This window comes from Streptomyces sp. NPDC016459, assembly GCF_040632845.1.
GTDB lineage: Bacteria > Actinomycetota > Actinomycetes > Streptomycetales > Streptomycetaceae > Streptomyces.
Window position 1 is genome coordinate 445,054 of the sequence record NZ_JBEYCR010000003.1, and the last position, 14,867, is coordinate 459,920.

At 73.8% G+C, this 14,867-nt stretch carries 15 protein-coding genes; 6 read left to right on the forward strand and 9 right to left on the reverse strand.

The window, feature by feature from the left end; translation table 11 throughout:
- Nucleotides 1–178: 178 nt before the first annotated feature.
- The 3 genes from ABZ567_RS12180 to ABZ567_RS12190 are packed head-to-tail and all read left to right on the forward strand — an operon-like array spanning nt 179 to nt 2,443.
- The gene (locus ABZ567_RS12180) at nt 179–1,252 is read left to right on the forward strand and encodes a LacI family DNA-binding transcriptional regulator (protein ID WP_360787432.1); all 1,074 of its coding nucleotides are present in this window, start codon (nt 179–181) and stop codon (nt 1,250–1,252) included.
- Nucleotides 1,236–1,772 (forward strand): SigE family RNA polymerase sigma factor, encoded by a 537-nt coding sequence (locus ABZ567_RS12185; protein ID WP_360787656.1) that lies wholly within the window; start codon nt 1,236–1,238, stop codon nt 1,770–1,772. Before ABZ567_RS12180 ends, ABZ567_RS12185 begins: the two co-directional genes overlap by 17 nt.
- Nucleotides 1,772–2,443 (forward strand): hypothetical protein, encoded by a 672-nt coding sequence (locus ABZ567_RS12190; protein ID WP_360787435.1) that lies wholly within the window; start codon nt 1,772–1,774, stop codon nt 2,441–2,443. The genes ABZ567_RS12185 and ABZ567_RS12190 overlap by 1 nt, the downstream gene beginning before the upstream one ends.
- 15 nt (nt 2,444–2,458) lie before the next feature.
- On the opposite strand, the gene ABZ567_RS12195 is transcribed toward ABZ567_RS12190, so the two are convergent.
- Nucleotides 2,459–2,938, reverse strand: coding sequence for a DUF2269 family protein (locus ABZ567_RS12195; protein ID WP_360787438.1), 480 nt, complete (start codon nt 2,936–2,938; stop codon nt 2,459–2,461).
- Between the two features lie 97 nt (nt 2,939–3,035).
- Between ABZ567_RS12195 and ABZ567_RS12200 the strand changes: the two genes are divergently transcribed.
- From ABZ567_RS12200 to ABZ567_RS12210, 3 genes are all read left to right on the forward strand, one after another.
- Nucleotides 3,036–3,380, forward strand: a complete 345-nt coding sequence (locus tag ABZ567_RS12200) for a helix-turn-helix transcriptional regulator (RefSeq protein WP_360787441.1) — start codon at nt 3,036–3,038, stop codon at nt 3,378–3,380.
- Entirely contained in the window at nt 3,377–4,075 is a 699-nt protein-coding gene (locus ABZ567_RS12205) for a permease prefix domain 1-containing protein (protein WP_360787444.1), read from the forward strand. Before ABZ567_RS12200 ends, ABZ567_RS12205 begins: the two co-directional genes overlap by 4 nt.
- A 71-nt stretch (nt 4,076–4,146) precedes the next feature.
- Nucleotides 4,147–5,649, forward strand: a complete 1,503-nt coding sequence (locus ABZ567_RS12210) for a carboxylesterase family protein (protein ID WP_360787446.1) — start codon at nt 4,147–4,149, stop codon at nt 5,647–5,649.
- Between the two features lie 52 nt (nt 5,650–5,701).
- On the opposite strand, the gene ABZ567_RS12215 is transcribed toward ABZ567_RS12210, so the two are convergent.
- From ABZ567_RS12215 to ABZ567_RS12250, 8 genes are all read right to left on the reverse strand, one after another.
- The gene (locus ABZ567_RS12215) at nt 5,702–6,832 is read right to left on the reverse strand and encodes a pectinesterase family protein (protein ID WP_360787449.1); all 1,131 of its coding nucleotides are present in this window, start codon (nt 6,830–6,832) and stop codon (nt 5,702–5,704) included.
- 25 nt (nt 6,833–6,857) lie between these two features.
- A complete protein-coding gene (locus tag ABZ567_RS12220) occupies nt 6,858–8,153 on the reverse strand; it encodes a pectate lyase (protein ID WP_360787452.1) in 1,296 nt (431 codons plus the stop codon).
- Nucleotides 8,150–8,956: a rhamnogalacturonan acetylesterase gene (locus ABZ567_RS12225; protein WP_360787455.1), complete on the reverse strand. Its 807-nt coding sequence runs from the start codon at nt 8,954–8,956 to the stop codon at nt 8,150–8,152. The genes ABZ567_RS12220 and ABZ567_RS12225 overlap by 4 nt, the downstream gene beginning before the upstream one ends.
- The gene (locus ABZ567_RS12230) at nt 8,953–10,293 is read right to left on the reverse strand and encodes a sugar ABC transporter substrate-binding protein (protein ID WP_360787458.1); all 1,341 of its coding nucleotides are present in this window, start codon (nt 10,291–10,293) and stop codon (nt 8,953–8,955) included. The genes ABZ567_RS12225 and ABZ567_RS12230 overlap by 4 nt, the downstream gene beginning before the upstream one ends.
- Before the next feature lie 95 nt (nt 10,294–10,388).
- Entirely contained in the window at nt 10,389–11,936 is a 1,548-nt protein-coding gene (locus ABZ567_RS12235; RefSeq protein WP_360787461.1) for a family 43 glycosylhydrolase, read from the reverse strand.
- Nucleotides 11,933–12,778, reverse strand: a complete 846-nt coding sequence (locus tag ABZ567_RS12240; protein ID WP_360787464.1) for a PmoA family protein — start codon at nt 12,776–12,778, stop codon at nt 11,933–11,935. The genes ABZ567_RS12235 and ABZ567_RS12240 overlap by 4 nt, the downstream gene beginning before the upstream one ends.
- On the reverse strand, nt 12,775–13,968 hold the full coding sequence (locus ABZ567_RS12245) for a Gfo/Idh/MocA family oxidoreductase (RefSeq protein WP_360787467.1): 1,194 nt from the start codon (nt 13,966–13,968) through the stop codon (nt 12,775–12,777). The genes ABZ567_RS12240 and ABZ567_RS12245 overlap by 4 nt, the downstream gene beginning before the upstream one ends.
- A complete protein-coding gene (locus ABZ567_RS12250) occupies nt 13,965–14,867 on the reverse strand; it encodes a carbohydrate ABC transporter permease (RefSeq protein WP_360787659.1) in 903 nt (300 codons plus the stop codon). Before ABZ567_RS12250 ends, ABZ567_RS12245 begins: the two co-directional genes overlap by 4 nt.

Here is a 14,867-nt window from a genome sequence, read left to right on the forward strand (position 1 = left end):
GGAGGAGCTCCGCGTACGACGAGACCGGGCGGGCCCCGCGAGGGGACCGCCCGGTCCTGACCGCTGTCCTGACCCGAACCCGCCTGGACAGCCCGCCGAGCGGCCGCTTAGGGTCAGGGTTCGAATCACCGACGGGCACCGGACGCCCGGAACACCGGGACTGCCGAGGAGCGCGCACGTGGTCACCCTCGCCGATGTCGCCCGCCACGCCGGGGTGTCGGCCAGCACCGTCAGCTACGTGCTGAGCGGCAAACGCTCCATATCCGCGCCCACCCGCGAGCGGATCCAGCACAGCATCGACGCCCTCGGCTACCGGCCGCACGCCGGCGCCCGCGCGCTGGCCAGCAGCCGGACCGGCATCCTCGCCCTGATGATGCCGCTCCGCACCGGTCTCTACGTACCGGTCCTGATGGAGATCGCGATGGCCGTCACCACCACGGCCCGCTCCCACGGCTACGACGTCCTCCTGCTCACCGGTGAGGAGGGCCCCGAGGCCGTCCGCCGCGTCGAGGGCAGCGCCATCGCCGACGCCATGATCGTCATGGACGTCGGGATCGACGACCCCCGGCTCCCGGGCCTCCGGGAGGCCCGCCGGCCCGCCGTCCTCATCGGGCTCCCCACCGAGTCGGCCGAAGCCGCCGACACCGCCGGACTCGACTGCGTCGACCTGGACTTCGAGGCCGCGGGAGCCCGCTGCGTCGACCACCTCGCCGGCCTCGGCCACACCGGGATCGCCGTCCTCGGCGAACCGCCCGCCGTGTACGCACGGGGTACGGGCTTCGCCGCCCGCACCCTCACCGGGCTGCGCGCCGCCGCCCGCGCCCACGGTGTCGGGCTGCTCCACCGGCCCGTCGACGGCACCTACGCGGCCGTCGCCGCCGCCCTCACCCGGATCTTCGAGGAACGCCCCGGCACCACGGGCCTCGTCGTCCAGAACGAGGCCGCCGTCGAACCGCTGCTCGCGCTCCTGCGCCAGCAGCGGCGCGCCGTGCCCGAGGACGTCTCCGTCGTCGCCATCTGCCCCGACCAGGTCGCGGTCCACGCCTCCGTACCGCTGACCGCCGTCTCCGTACCCGCGCAGGACATGGGGCGGCTCGCGGTCGAGCGTCTCGTCCGACGCCTCTCGGGACAGGACCCCCGGGGCACGGAACTCATCGCCCCCCGGCTCACCGCCCGCGCCAGCACGGGTCCGGCCGGGCCCGGCGCCCCCTCCGCCCGCACCGAGGACCGGCGTGATCACGACGGACACTGAGGGCGGCGAAAGGGCCGCGGAATTCCGGGACTTCTTCGAGCGCCACTACGCCGAACTCGCCCGGCTCGCCCATCTGCTGACCGGTGAGACCGACGCCGCCGACGACCTCGCCGCCGACGCCATGCTCGCCCTCTGGCACCGCTGGGACCGGGTCCGCGCCGCCGACCACCCCGCCGCCTACGCCCGGGGCGTCGTCGCCAACCTCGTCCGCACCCGGATCCGGGGCACCGTCCGTGAGCGGCGCCGTATCGCCGCCTTCTGGGACCGGCGCCCCGACCACACCGAGGGCCCGGACGTGCCCGCCGTCCTCGACGTCCGGGCGGCGCTGCGGGCCCTGCCGTTCCGCAAGCGCGCCTGTGTCGTGCTCCGGCACGCCTTCGACCTGTCCGAGCGCGACACGGCCCTCGCGCTCGGCGTCTCGGTCGGTACGGTCAAGAGCCAGACCGCCAAGGGCATGGCGGAACTCCAGCGGTCGCTCGGTCCCCGGGCCGCATCCGAACTCGCCGCGGGAAGGCACTGATGGACGAGACACGGCTCCGTCGCGAGCTGCGGGAGGCGGCGCTCGCGCACCGGCCCGACCGCGCGCGCATCCTCGCCCGGGTGGAACGCGGCCTCGCCGAGCCCGCTCCGGGGGGCCGGCCGCCGCGGCCGGCGAGCCGGTGGAGCGGGCGGCGCATGACGGCGGTCGTGGCCGTGACCGCGGCGGTCGCCGGGCTGGTCGGTCTCGGCGGTCTCGCGACGACCACCCTGGGGGAGCGGCCGGCGGGACCCGCCACGGCGGTGCCGGCGCCCGGCCCGGTGGCGCGGGTGGGCGCCACCGTCGACCCGGCCGGCAACCGGTGGTGGGCGCAGAGCGAGCTGGCCGTGACGACGGAGACCCCGGTCGGCGGGCTCACCGTCGAGCTGCGGGTCGCCCGCACCCCCGGTGTGGTGAGCACGGGCCACTGGCGCACCCGCCCCGCCGAGGACTTCACCGTGACGGTGGCCGAGGAGGCCGGGGCCCTGGTCTACCGCTGGACCCTCCGGCCGGGCCGCACGGTTCCGCCCGGCCCCCATGTCTTCGCGGGCCAGTACAACCACGCCGAGGGGGTACGGGACGCCTCGGCCGACACGTACACCGTCGTCCTGACGGGCCCCGACGGCGGCCGGTCCACGCTTCGGGGCGACTTCGGGGCGACTTCCCCGAAGTGACCCGCGGGGGTGCGGTCACGCGCCCGTGGTGGAGCCGGGCCGGACGATCATCAGGACGACGACGACCGCCCATAGGACGTTGAAGACGCCGGTGAGCATCGCCAGACGGGTCGCCGTGGGCCGCGCCTCCTCCTCGGTCGAAGGGCCCTCGGCCATGGCGAGCAGGCGTCGCTGGCCGGGCAGCACGGCAAGCCCGAGGAGGGCCGCGGCGATCGTGGTGAGGATGAGCGAGGCGATCAGCCAGGCGTCGGTCAGCACGCCGAGCCGGGCGCCGGTGGCGATCCCGAACACCGGCACGACGACCCCCGCGACGGCGTAGACGGAGCAGACGCGGTGCAGGAGGACCGCCGTCCCGAGCCCCTCGGGGCCGCCGTCCGGCGTCTCGCCGCGGCAGGCCCGCAGCGCGTGGCGCGGGAACATCGACGCGGCCACGGTGATCGACCCCACGGTCAGGATCGCCACCAGAACGTGGACGGACAGCAGGAACTTGGTCACGGCGCGGGCCTCCGGCTCGGCTCAATATATTGGCTGCCAATATGTATGGCACCAATACATACACTGCCTACCGGTTCATTGGGTAGGCTGCCTACTCATGAAGGCGGATGCGGTGCGAGGGCACCTGGACGGACTGTTGCTCGCCGTGCTCGAACCGGGCCCGCTGCACGGCTACGCGATCATCGCCGCGGTGCAGAGCCGCAGCGGAGGCGTGCTCGAACTGCGCACGGGCACGATCTACCCGGCGCTGAACCGGCTGGAGCGGACCGGGCTGCTGAGCAGCAGCTGGCAGTCCTCGGGCGAACGGCGCCGCCGGGCGTACGAGCTGACCGACGCGGGCCGCCGTACGCTGGCCGGCGAACGGACGGCGTGGAACGAGTTCACCGCCGCGATCGGCTCGGTCCTGAACCCCGCCACCCCGCCGCCCGGGCTCGCCACGTGAACGCCCCCGGCCACGACGACACCGACCCCGTCCGGGAGTACGTCGCGGACCTCACGGCCGCCCTGCACGGACCGGCCCGCGCCAAGGCCCGGATGGTCGAGGAGATCCGCGGCGGCCTCCTGGACACCACGGACGCCCACGCCGACCGGGGGCTGCCCCACCGGCAGGCGTTCCGGGCGGCGGTACGGGAGTTCGGGACCGTCGACGAGCTCGTGCCCGGCTGCCAGCGGGAACTGACCCTCGCCCAGGCCCGGCACACCGCCCGGTCCGTCGCCCTCACCGTCCCCTTCCTGATCGCCTGCTGGTACCTGGCGGGCGCCCCCGGTCCCGATCCGTCCGGTCCGGTCTCCCACGCCGCACGACTCCTGGCCGTGAACGCGGCAGGCGTCGCCGTCGTCGCCACGCTGTTCGCCGCCGCGGCCCTGGCCGTCACCGGCCCCCTCGCCCGCCGGCTGCCCACGCCGCGCCGACTGCCGCTGGTGGTCGCCTGGACCGGGACCACCGCGGGCGTCGCCATGGCGGTCACGACGCTGGCCCTCGCCGCCGCCGCCGCCCTCGCCGTGAACTGGCCGCTGCTCGCCTGCGCCGGAGCCCTCGCGGCCGCCTCCCACGCGGCGGTGGCGACCTCGGCGCGCGCCTGCCGCCGCTGCGCCCGGCTGCCGGAGCCGAAGTCCCCGCCGGTACCCTCGTATTGACATCACCCGTGCGTGAATCGTGGTGATCCTGGTGTTGGCGCCGTCCGTGACCGCGATGCCACGCTTACGCCATGGACATCTTCAGGACGACACATGGCGCGGTGCGCGGCTTCCGGACCTCCGCCGAAGTCGTCGCCGTGCTCGGCATCCCCTACGCCGCCCCGCCGTTCGGCGTCCACCGGCTCCGGGAGCCCGCTCCCGCGCCCGCGTGGACCGGAGTACGGGACTGCACCGCCTTCGGCCCCGTCGCCCCGCAGTCGGCGGAGCTGCCCGGCTCGCCCGTGTGGTCACCCGGCGACGAGGACATCCTCACCGTCAACATCTGGACCCCGGCCCCGGACGGCGGCGCCCAGCCCGTCCTCGTCTGGATCCACGGCGGCGCCTACACCTTCGGTTCGTCGGCCCAGCCCGACTTCGACGGCGACGCGCTCGCCCGCGCCGGTCTGGTCGTGGTCACCTTCAATCACCGCGTCGGCTTCGAGGGTTTCGGCCACGTCCCCGCCGACGGGACCACCGGCCATCCGGACAACCGGGGCCTGCTCGACCAGGTCGCGGCCCTGCGCTGGGTCCGGGAGAACATCGCCGCGTTCGGCGGCGACCCCGACAACGTGACGGTCGCAGGACAGTCCTCCGGGGCCGGTTCGGTCGCCTGCCTCATGGTGATGGACCGCGCCCGTGGGCTGTTCCGCCGGGCCATCGCCCACAGCCCCGCCAGTCCCTGCCACCCGCTCGACGTCGCCGCCGCGACCACCCGCGAGGTCGCCGCCGCCGCGGGCTGCCCCGCCACGCCCGACGGCCTCGCGGCCGCGACCCCGCAGGCCCTGGTCCTCGCCTCCGACCAGGTGGTCGACGCCTACCGGAGGGACCCCGCCTCCGGGTCCCGGCACTACGACCCCTCCCTCTACGCCCCCGTCCTCGACGGGGACGTCCTGCCCACCGACCCCCTCACCGGGATGGCCGCGGGACTGAGCACGGGAGTGGACCTCCTGGTCTGCCACACCACGGAGGAGTACTGGCTGCTTGACGCCGTCGGCAGCAGCGCCAAGGTCACCACCGACGGACAACTGGCGCGCTTCGCGGAGGACTTCGGCCTCCCCGACGGTCTGGTTGCCGGCTATCGCGCCGCGCTGCCCGGAGCGCCGGTGCTCGACGTCTACCTCGCCGTCTTCGGCGACCTCCTGTTCGCGGAGTACGCCCACCGGCTCGCCGAGCTGCACGCCCGCGCCGGCGGCCGGACGTTCCTCGCGCGCTTCGACCGCCGCCGCACCGGCCAGGACGGGGACGTGCGGGCCTGGCACTGCGCGGACATCCCCTTCGCCTTCGGCAACGTCGACAGCGAGGACATCGCCTTCCTCATCGGCGGCGCCCCCACCCCCGAGGACCACGGCCTCGCCCACCGCATGGTGCGCGCCTGGGCCGACTTCGCCGCCACCGGAGACCCGGGCTGGCCCGCCGTCGACGACTCCGGCACCCACGCAAGGACATGGCGCACCGACGACACTCCCGCCGACGACGTCCCCGCGGCTCCCCGCGCCCTGTGGGCCGACGCCCGTTTCCCCCTGCTGCGCCCGTAGAACGGGAAGACCACCGGACCCCGTGGAGGGGCCCGGTGGTGGAGTGCTCCCGTCAGGGGCAGGGCCGGCGGGGGACCCAGTCGCCCAGGTACGCCGCCGCCGTCACGGTGGCCGCCTCGGCGGCCGTGAGCTGGGGACGGTTCGCCGGGACGCCGATCCGCGCGCCCGGACCGGTGTTGCGGTACTCGGCGAAACGCTGCTCCTGCCACGGGAAGGTCTCCCGCATGTTCGCGTACGGGGTCACCGCGTCGACGCCCGCGCCGAGGACGCTGTCCCGGACGACGAGGGACGGCCGGGCGGTGAGGTCCGAACTCGGCACCCACGGCCGGGCCAGCTTGTAGAAGCCGTCCGGGGCCGAGCTGGTGACCCGGCAGCGGGCGGCGAGGAAGCCGTACGGGTTGGCGCGGGCCGTCGACGGGGCGAAGACGAAGCCGTGCGGCGCCGACGCCAGGTCGGGGCGGAACAGCGTCCGGAAGTGGCAGTGCTCGAAGACGGCGGTGCCCCGGCCGAAGACGAAGTCGACGTCCCCCTCCACGGAGCAGTGCGCGAAGTACTGGCGGGCGAAGGCGGACAGGGCCGTGGAGTCGGCGTACAGGGTGTCCTGGTGGCCGAGGAACCGGCAGTGGAAGAAGGCCGACCGGTCGCCCTGCACCTTCAGGGCGACCGCCTGGGTGCCGGGGTTCCCCGGCAGGTCGGTGCGGAGGAAGTCGTTGGCGAAGGTGACCCCCTGGGCGGTGAAGCCGTCGGCCTGGACGGTGGTCGTGGCGGAGCCGGAGGTGCCGTACGTACCGCCCTCGGGCCGGGGCGTCCCGGCCGCGTTGGCGTACACGACGACGACGTCCCGGGGGTCCCCGCTCGCGCCGATCCAGGTCATGCCGGTACGGGACGGACCGACGGCGACCGTCTCCCGGTACGTCCCGGGGGCGAGCACCAGGGTCCAGCCGGGCCCGTCGGCCGCGGTGACCGCGGCCTGGACCGTGGTGTGGTCGCCGAGACCGCCGGGATGCACGTACAGCGTCCGCCCGGTGAGCCGGTCGGCGGGCGAACCGAACCGGCCGAACGGGCGCCGGAGCGGCGAGGCCGCCGCGGGCGCGGCCGGCAGGGCGAGGGCGAGCGCGGCTCCGGCGCCGCCCAGGAGCAGGGAGCGGCGTCCCGGGACGGCTCCGGTGGGGTACGGGGGCATGCGGGTCCTCCTGGAGGGTGGGAGCTCAGCGGGAACGGCCGGCGCCCGCGCCGAGGCCGACGAGCCAGGGCACGGCCCTCGGGTGGTCGACGCGGGTGCGCAGGACGGGCGTCCAGCCCGCGTCGGCGCGCAGCAGCTCCTCGGGGAACTGCGCGTTGTGGACGGCGAGAAGGTCCACCGGCCTGCCGTTCACGTAGTTGCCGACGGTGGTGACCGGCGCGTCCTTCCACTTCTTCAGGATCTTCCCGGCCGGCACGCCCGGGGCCAGCGTGAACGCGTTCTTCTCCGCGACCAGCTGGGACTCCTGCCCGATCCCCAGGCTGTACGCGTAGGCCGCGTCCGGCACCACGAAGTGGTTGTTGTACGCGTCGACCTGGCCGAACCGGACCCGGGGCGCCCGCTCGATCACGTTCTTGAACAGGTTGTGGTGGAGGGTGACCCGCAGCTTCCCCCGGTCGGTGGCGCCCGCGCTGTCGCTGTTGCCGATCATCAGGGTCTTGTCGTGGTCGGTGAAGACGTTCCAGGACACCGTGACGAGGTCCGCGCCGCGCACGACGTCCAGCTCGCCGTCGTGCTGCTGGTACACCTCCCCGTAGTACGAGGGCAGCGAACTGTCCGGGTGGGCGCCGTCGGTGAACGTGTTGTGGTCGATCCACACATGGGTGGAGCCGTACACGACGAGGCTGTCGTACTCGGAGTTCCACGCCCCCGTCGCACCGTCCGTCGGGTCCCACTGCGGGAAGCAGTCGAGCGGGCTCTCCAGGGTGAGGTCGCGGATCACGATGTTGTCGACGCCCTGCACCTGGAGGCTGGCACCGGTGATCCCGGCGTGCCTCCCGACCCCGACGATCGTGGTGTTCGACGGCACCTTGACCTTGATCGCCTGGCCCTGGGCGGTCGCGGACGCGGCCCGCAGATCCTCCTGGGGACCGCTGACCTCGGTCTCGTACCCCCAGACGGCCGGGTCGTAGTCGGCGAGGTAGCGGGCGAAGTCGTAGCCGGGGGCCTCGAAGGCGGCGCAGCCGGCGGCGGTCGCGTTCAGCGTGCCCGCCACCTTGACGATCCTCGGCTCGGTGCCCGGGACGGCGAGCGCGGCCCGGAACTCCTCCCAGGTGGTGACGGTGAAGACCCGGGAGGCGTCGGCGGCGGCCCCACCGGTGGTGCCGGTCCCGGTGGACGCCCAGCCGTCACCGGCCGGCAGGGTCGCGCGGGCCGGGTCGGCGCCCGGCCGGTGACCGGCGTGCGCGCCGGCCGCGGGGGCGGTGACCGTCAGGGCGAGCGCGGTCGCGGCCACCACTCCCAGCTGCTTGCGTCGATTCATGGACGGCTCTCCTCGGCATCGGGCCAGGTGATCAGGTCGGTGGGGATGTCGTCGTCCAGGCGGCGCGTCTCACGTGGCGCGAGGACATGGGTGCGGAGCAGTTCGGCAGCGACCAGACGGGCCACCTCGATCGCTCCCCGTGGGTTGAAGTGGGTGTTGTCCTGCTCGGTCGGGGTCCAGTTGAAGTACGGCTTCGTGGCCTCGGGGCCGAGCCGGTGCCACAGCGCGAGCGACAGGGCCTCGACGTCGAGGAGCGGGACGTCCGACGCGCGGGCGGTCTCCCGCATCGCCGCCGGGTAGGCGCCCAGCGTCCGCAGGGCGGTGCCGTCGGCATCGAACTTCCGCCGCTCCACGGAGGTCGCGAGCACCGGGAGGGCGCCCCGGGCCCGCGCGCCCTCGACGAAGACCCGCAGGTTGTCCTGGTACGTGGTCCACGGTTCGGTGTAGCGGGAGGGGTCGGCGACCTTCTGGTCGTTGTGGCCGAACTGGACCAGGAGCAGATCGCCGGGGCGGATCGCCGTCAGGATCGCGTCGAGGCGCCCCTCGTCGAGGAAGCTCTTGGTGCTGCGCCCGTTGACGGCGTGGTTGGCGACCCGTACGCCCCGGTGCAGGAAGAAGGGGAGGGCCATGCCCCACCCCGTCTCGGGCGCCGCGTCGGCGTACTTCTGGGCGGCCGTGGAGTCGCCCGCGAGGAAGAGGGTGCGCATACGGGGGTGTCCTTGGGAACGGGCCGGGGGAGCCCCGGCCAGGGCGAGCGCGAGGCCCGCCCCGGCCGTGACCACCGCGCGGCGGCCTACGCTCACGAGTTCTGCTGCTGCCACTCGGCCTGCGCCGCGTTCAGCTGTTCGGCCAGGTGGTCGAGGAACGCCTTGGCCGTGGACGTGCCGAGCAGGACCTTCTGGAAGCCGGACTCGTTCTCGGCCTTGGAGATCGTGTTCCAGTCCGGCAGGTAGTACGGCAGCTCCACGATGGTGGCCTCGCCGCTGAAGAGGACCTCCGCGCCCAGCTTCGTCGGCTCGGACTCCTGGAGCCACGGGTCCTTGGCGGCGTCCGTGTTCGCGGGGATGGCGCCGGCCGACTTGTTCCACTTGCTGTTGGAGGCGTGCGAGGCCGCGAACTCGATGAACTTCCAGGCGGCCGCCTTGTTCTTGCTCGTGGAGAACAGACCGAGACCGTCGACGGGGTTGGAGACCTGCACCCGGGTGCCGTCGTCGAGGGTCGGGTTGGGAATGCCCCGGAACTTGTCCGTGCCCAGCGCCTTCACGTGGTCCTGGTAGGAGCCCAGGTTGTGGCTCAGCATGCCGATCTCGCCGCTGTCCCACTGCGCGACCATCTTGGTGAAGTCGTTGTTGACGTCGGCGGCGGGGGTGGTCCGCTTGAACAGGCCCGCGTACTTCTCCAGGGCCGCCACGTTCTTCGGGTCGTTGACGGTGGTCTTCTCGCCGTTCCAGAAGCTGGTGATGCCGCTCTGGCCGTACATGGCGTCCAGGGCCTGCGCGATCGAGCCCGCGCCGCCGCGGATCGTGTAGCCGAAGCGGTTCTTGTCGGTGTCCGTCAGCTTCTCGGCCGCCGTGTAGAACTTCGACCAGGTGGAGGGCTCCGGCAGACCCGCCGCCTTGAACAGGTCGGTGCGGTAGTAGAGGACGCCGTTGCTGGCGGAGGTGGGGACGGTGAACAGCTTGTCCTGACCGCCCGCCGCCGTGACGCTCGTGACCATGGCGGTGTTCAGCTTGCCCTTGAGCGAGCTCGCCTCGACGCGGGCGTCCAGCGGCTCGAGGGCGTTCTGCGCGGCGATCCCCGCGAGCATCGCCGCGCCGACGCCGCCCACGTCCGGCAGGCCACCGCCCTGGATCGCGGTGTCGTACTTGGACTGGACCTCCTTGGAGGCGATCCCGACGTACTCGACGTCGATGTCGGGGTTCGCCTTCTCGAAGTCCGCGATGATCTCCTTCCAGATGTCGGTGCGGACACCGCCGTTGTTGTCCCAGAAGGTGATCTTTCCCTTGCCCGATCCCTCGGTGCCCTTGCCGCCGCCCGCGCCGCTGCCGTCGTCACCGCAGGCGGTGGCGGTCAGGGCGAGGACACCGGACAGGGCGAGGGCGAGGGCGGCTCTGCGCCGTCCGCCGGGGAAGATGGTCATCGTCGGCTCTCTTCTCTCGGATGTGATGGGGACGTACGGGGGATGCGATGTGGGGGAGGACGAGGGGCGTCGGGGACGCCCGGGGGAGGAACCGTTCAGGCGGGGGTGACACGGAACGCGGAGAACACGGCCGTCCCGGCGTGTCCCGCGCCCGCCGGAGCCCCGGCGAACAGACCGAGCAGCGCGCCGACCCAGCGCCAGGGCGTGGCGGCGAACTCCGGACCGAGCCGGACCGGACCGCCGACGGCGTCGGCGGTGCCGGCGTACGAGAACCGGCAGCGCGCGTCCGCCGTGACCTCGATCCGTAACAGGGCCCGGTCCCCGGCGACGGGCACCGGGCGCGCCGCGTCCCGTTCGACGTCGGCGCCGGCCGGGGCGAAGCGGTGCACGAGCCGGGCCGTGCCGTCCGGGGCCCGCTCAAGACCGATCCACGCGTACGCGTCGCCGAGGACGACGAGCCCCGCGCGGGCCCCGGGCGCCTCGGAGTCCAGCCGCAGCGCGACCTCGACCACGAGGGCCCCGGCCGGCAGCCGCTGGGTGAGCACGTGCGGCACGCCCCGCAGATCGCCGATGCGGTCCGTGCGCACACAGCCGAGACGCAGACCGTCCCCGGCGTGCTGACTGGCCCAGCCCTCCGCCGGGTTCGCGGTCCACTGCCACTGGCGCCCGAACCGCCCGCCGGGAAACGTGTCGTCCACGGCCGGCCGCGCGGGCGGTTGCTCCGGCAGGTCCGGCTTGCGATGGACCAGGACCGGGGCGCCGCCGTCGCCGAGCACGGGCCAGCCGTCCGCCTGCCAGCGCATCGGCTGGAGGTGGACGATCCTGCCGTGCGCGCCCGACTGCTGGAAGTGCAGGAACCAGTCCTCGCCGCGCTGGGTGCGCACCCAGCCGCCCTGGTGCGGGCCGTTGACGTCGGTGTCGCCCTGCGCGAGGACGATCCGCTCCTCGTACGGCCCGAAGAACGACCGTGACCGGAACGCCCCCTGCCAGCCGGTGGCCACGCCCCCGGCCGGCGCGAGGATCCAGAACCTGCCGTCGTGCAGGTACAGCTTCGGGCCCTCCAGGGTGAACCAGCCCGGTATCCGGTCGGCGTCGACGAGGACCCGGCCCTCGTCGAGCACCTTCGTGCCGTCCGGGCTCATCCGGTGTCCCACGAGCCGGTTGTTGAAGCCGGCGCGGGACTTGGCGAAGGCGTGCACGAGGTACGCCTCGCCCGACTCCTCGTCCCACAGGGGGCAGGCGTCGATCAGCCCGAGTCCGGCCTTCACCAGGTGCGGCGCCGTCCAGGGACCGCGCACGGAAGGGGCGTTGACCTGGAAGATCCCGTGGTCGGGGTCGCCCCAGAAGATCCAGAACCGCCCGTCGTGGTGCCGGAACGAGGGCGCCCACACCCCCCGGTCGTGCCGGGGCTCGGTGAACGCGGCGGCCGGTTCGAGCCGCTCGAGGGCGTGGCCGACGAGCGTCCAGTTGACCAGGTCCCGCGAGTGCAGCAGTGGCAGGCCGGGAGCACGGCCGAAGCTGGACGCGGTGAGGTAGTAGTCCTCGCCCACGCGCAGGACGTCCGGGTCGGACCAGTCGGCCGCCAGGACCGGATTGCGGTACGTACCGTCGCCCAGGTCACCGGTGACGGTCGCCGCGCTCATGACGCCACCGCCTTGCGGACCAGGGCCGCGGCCCCGTCACGGTCGAGACGGCCGTCGGCGACGACGGTCACCACCCTCCGTACGACGGTCTCCCCGTCCCCGACCGCGAGCCGCTCCCCGTGGGCGAGCGAGGAGCCGACCCCCGGGTACTCGGCGGCGCGGACGAACCACGGGTCCTCACGGGTCCGCGCGGTCGCCCCGGCGAACACCAGGGTCCAGCCCTCGCCCGCCAGCGCCACCCAGTCGGAGCGGACCCCGTGGACCGCCTCCTCGCCGTCGGCGTCCGCCCCGAACACCACCGGGGCCGTCGCCTCCATCGGCGCCCGCCAGAAGAAACCGCCGTACGCGGCGCCGAGCCGGCCGTTGGTCGCCGGGCTGCCGATCGACAGGTCCCGCCCCGACGCGTTGGTGAGGGAGAACGTGAGATCCAAGGCCCAGGCGGAGTCGGTGAGCGCGACGGCCGCCACCGTACGGTGCTCACGGAGCAGCCGCTCGCCACCCGCCGTCCAGCTCAGCTCCTCCACGAAACCGTCCGGATCGCGGAGCTTGAACCCGTCGTGCCGCTGCACCCCGTGGTTGTCGAGCGCGACGGGACCGCGACCGCGGACGAAGGTGCGGCCGCCCCAGAAGTTGTGGCCCGCCACATCGGGCACGGCGACGCCCGCCCCCAGGTGGTGCCGGTGGTCCTCCGGCACCGTCTCGGTCACCGGCCGCCCCCCGAGGGTGGTGACGGGATGGAGGTACGGCCGGGGGGAGTGGTCGAGGGCGAGGCCGGGCCGGGTGGTGTAGTGGGCGACCACCCGTCCCGCGCAGCGCAGTACGGTCGGGGCCTCCGGGGTCATCGGACCCCCGCCCGGGTCGGCGGCGCCCAGGCGGCGCCGAGTTCGGAGAAGAGACGCAGCTCGTCGGCGCTGGCGTCCACCAGCGCGTCGACGCCGTCGACGACCCGGCGCGGCGCGCTGCCACCGGCTTCGGTGTGCCAGTGCGCGGCGGGGATCTCCACCGGGTCCGGTGCCGTCCGTACCGCCTCGACGACCCGCATGAACGCGCCGGTCTCCGCCGGCGGCACGAGCAGCGCCTCGCCGTCGGTGACGTGCGCGACGAGGTTCTCCAGGAGGTCGGTGCGGCCGTACTCGGTCTCCACCGGGCCGTGCCCGGCCCGCTGCACGAGGACCCGGTCCTGCCGGTACCAGAAGGTGATCCGGCCGTGGCCGCCGTGGACGACCACGTACGGCTCCGACGACGTCTCGGCGCACAGCGTCGTCGCGACCGTGACCCGGGTGCCCGCCGAGGTCACCACCCGTACCGCAGAGGTGTCGTCGGACTCGATGGCGTGGGCGCGCAGCAGCTCGGTCTCGATGTGCACGGCGTCCTCGGCCCGGGTGGAGCCGGACAGCGCGAGCGCGGTGGCGACGGCGTGGGCGAGGGGGTTGGTCAGCGCCCCGTCGACGACGTCGACCCCGCCGAGCCGGCGGTGTCCCGCCCAGGGGGAGCGTCGGAAGTACGCCTCGTCGCGGACCCACGCCCCGGCCGCGCCGACGCCGAGGAGTTCGCCGATGGCGCCCTCCTCGACCAGCCGCCGGATCGCGGGCACCGCGTGCGAGCCGAGCGACTGGAAACCGATCTGGCAGGCCACCCCGGCCGCCTCGACACCCTCGGTCATCCTGCGGAACTCCGCGAACGACGGGGCGGGAGGCTTCTCCAGGAGGATGTGCGCCCCGTGCCGGGCCGCGGCGATGGCCATGTCGGTGTGGGTCTGGATGGGGGTGCTGAGCACGGCGATCCGGGCTCCGGTCGAGGCGAGCAGCGCCTCGAAGTCGGCGGACTGCTCGGGGTCCCCGACGCCGTCGAGTTCGGCCGCGTCGAGGGGGCGCAGCTCGCACACCCCCGCCAGCCGGACGAGCCCCCGCTCCTCGAGGCGGCGGATGTTGAGGAGGTGGCTGCGGCCGTGGCCGCGGGCGCCCGCGAGGACGACGGGCAGCGGGCCGCGTGCGGCGTGCACGCCCTCCTGGCTCGGGTGGGCGCCGCTCATCCCTTCACCGCCCCGGCGCTGAACCCCGTGACCAGCCACTTCTGGATGAAGCCGAAGACGATGACGACGGGGACGGCCGCGATGACCCCGCCCGCGGCGAGCGCCCCGAGGTCGACGCTGTCGGCGCCCATGAGGGTGTTGAGCCCCACCGGGATCGTCTGCTTGTCCTGGCTGCTGAGGAACATCAGGGCGAACAGGAAGTGGTTCCAGGCGTGCACGAAGGCGAAGGAGCCGACCGCGACCAGACCGGGCCTCAGCAGCGGGAGGACGACGACCCGGAAGGCGCGGAAGCGGTTGCAGCCGTCGACCCACGCCGCCTCCTCCAGGGAGTACGGCACGTTCCTGATGAACCCGCTGATGAGGATCATCGACAGCGGCAGCTGGAAGACGGTCTCGGCGATGATCACACTGCCCAGGGAGTTGATCATCCGCAGCTCGGCGAAGATCTGGAACAGCGGGACGAGGAGCAGGGCGCCCGGCACGAACTGGGAGCAGAGCAGGGCCAGCATGAAGCCCTTCTTGATCCGGAAGTCGAAGCGGGCGAGCGCGTAACCGCCGGCCAGGGCGACGAACGTGGTGCTGATCAGCACCGCCACCCCGATGAGCAGGCTGTTCTGGAAGAAGACGCCGAAGCTGCGCTCGTTCCACACCTTCTCGAAGTGCGCGGTCGTCATCGGCCAGGGCAGCAGCGACGTGGACCCGGCGGGCCGTACGGCGAAGAGCAGGATCCAGTAGAAGGGGATCAGCGTGAAGAGGAGGTAGATCCCGAGGGGCAGGTAGATCTGCCAGCGGGGCACCTCGTCCCAGGCGCGGTGCCTGGAGCGGGCGGGGGCGGGCGGGGTCCGGTCGGGCGGCGGCGCCGCCTGCGCGACCGGGGCGGCCGGGGCCGGGCTGAGGAT

Excerpts from the sequence above, each read along its gene's own strand:
- ABZ567_RS12210 (WP_360787446.1), top strand. The coding sequence starts at position 4,147 with ATGGACATCTTCAGGACGACACATGGCGCGGTGCGCGGCTTCCGGACC.
- ABZ567_RS12245 (WP_360787467.1), bottom strand. The coding sequence starts at position 13,968 with ATGAGCGGCGCCCACCCGAGCCAGGAGGGCGTGCACGCCGCACGCGGC.
- ABZ567_RS12215 (WP_360787449.1), bottom strand. The coding sequence starts at position 6,832 with ATGCCCCCGTACCCCACCGGAGCCGTCCCGGGACGCCGCTCCCTGCTC.
- ABZ567_RS12235 (WP_360787461.1), bottom strand. The coding sequence starts at position 11,936 with ATGAGCGCGGCGACCGTCACCGGTGACCTGGGCGACGGTACGTACCGC.
- ABZ567_RS12240 (WP_360787464.1), bottom strand. The coding sequence starts at position 12,778 with ATGACCCCGGAGGCCCCGACCGTACTGCGCTGCGCGGGACGGGTGGTC.
- ABZ567_RS12190 (WP_360787435.1), top strand. The coding sequence starts at position 1,772 with ATGGACGAGACACGGCTCCGTCGCGAGCTGCGGGAGGCGGCGCTCGCG.
- ABZ567_RS12220 (WP_360787452.1), bottom strand. The coding sequence starts at position 8,153 with ATGAATCGACGCAAGCAGCTGGGAGTGGTGGCCGCGACCGCGCTCGCC.
- ABZ567_RS12230 (WP_360787458.1), bottom strand. The coding sequence starts at position 10,293 with ATGACCATCTTCCCCGGCGGACGGCGCAGAGCCGCCCTCGCCCTCGCC.
- ABZ567_RS12200 (WP_360787441.1), top strand. The coding sequence starts at position 3,036 with ATGAAGGCGGATGCGGTGCGAGGGCACCTGGACGGACTGTTGCTCGCC.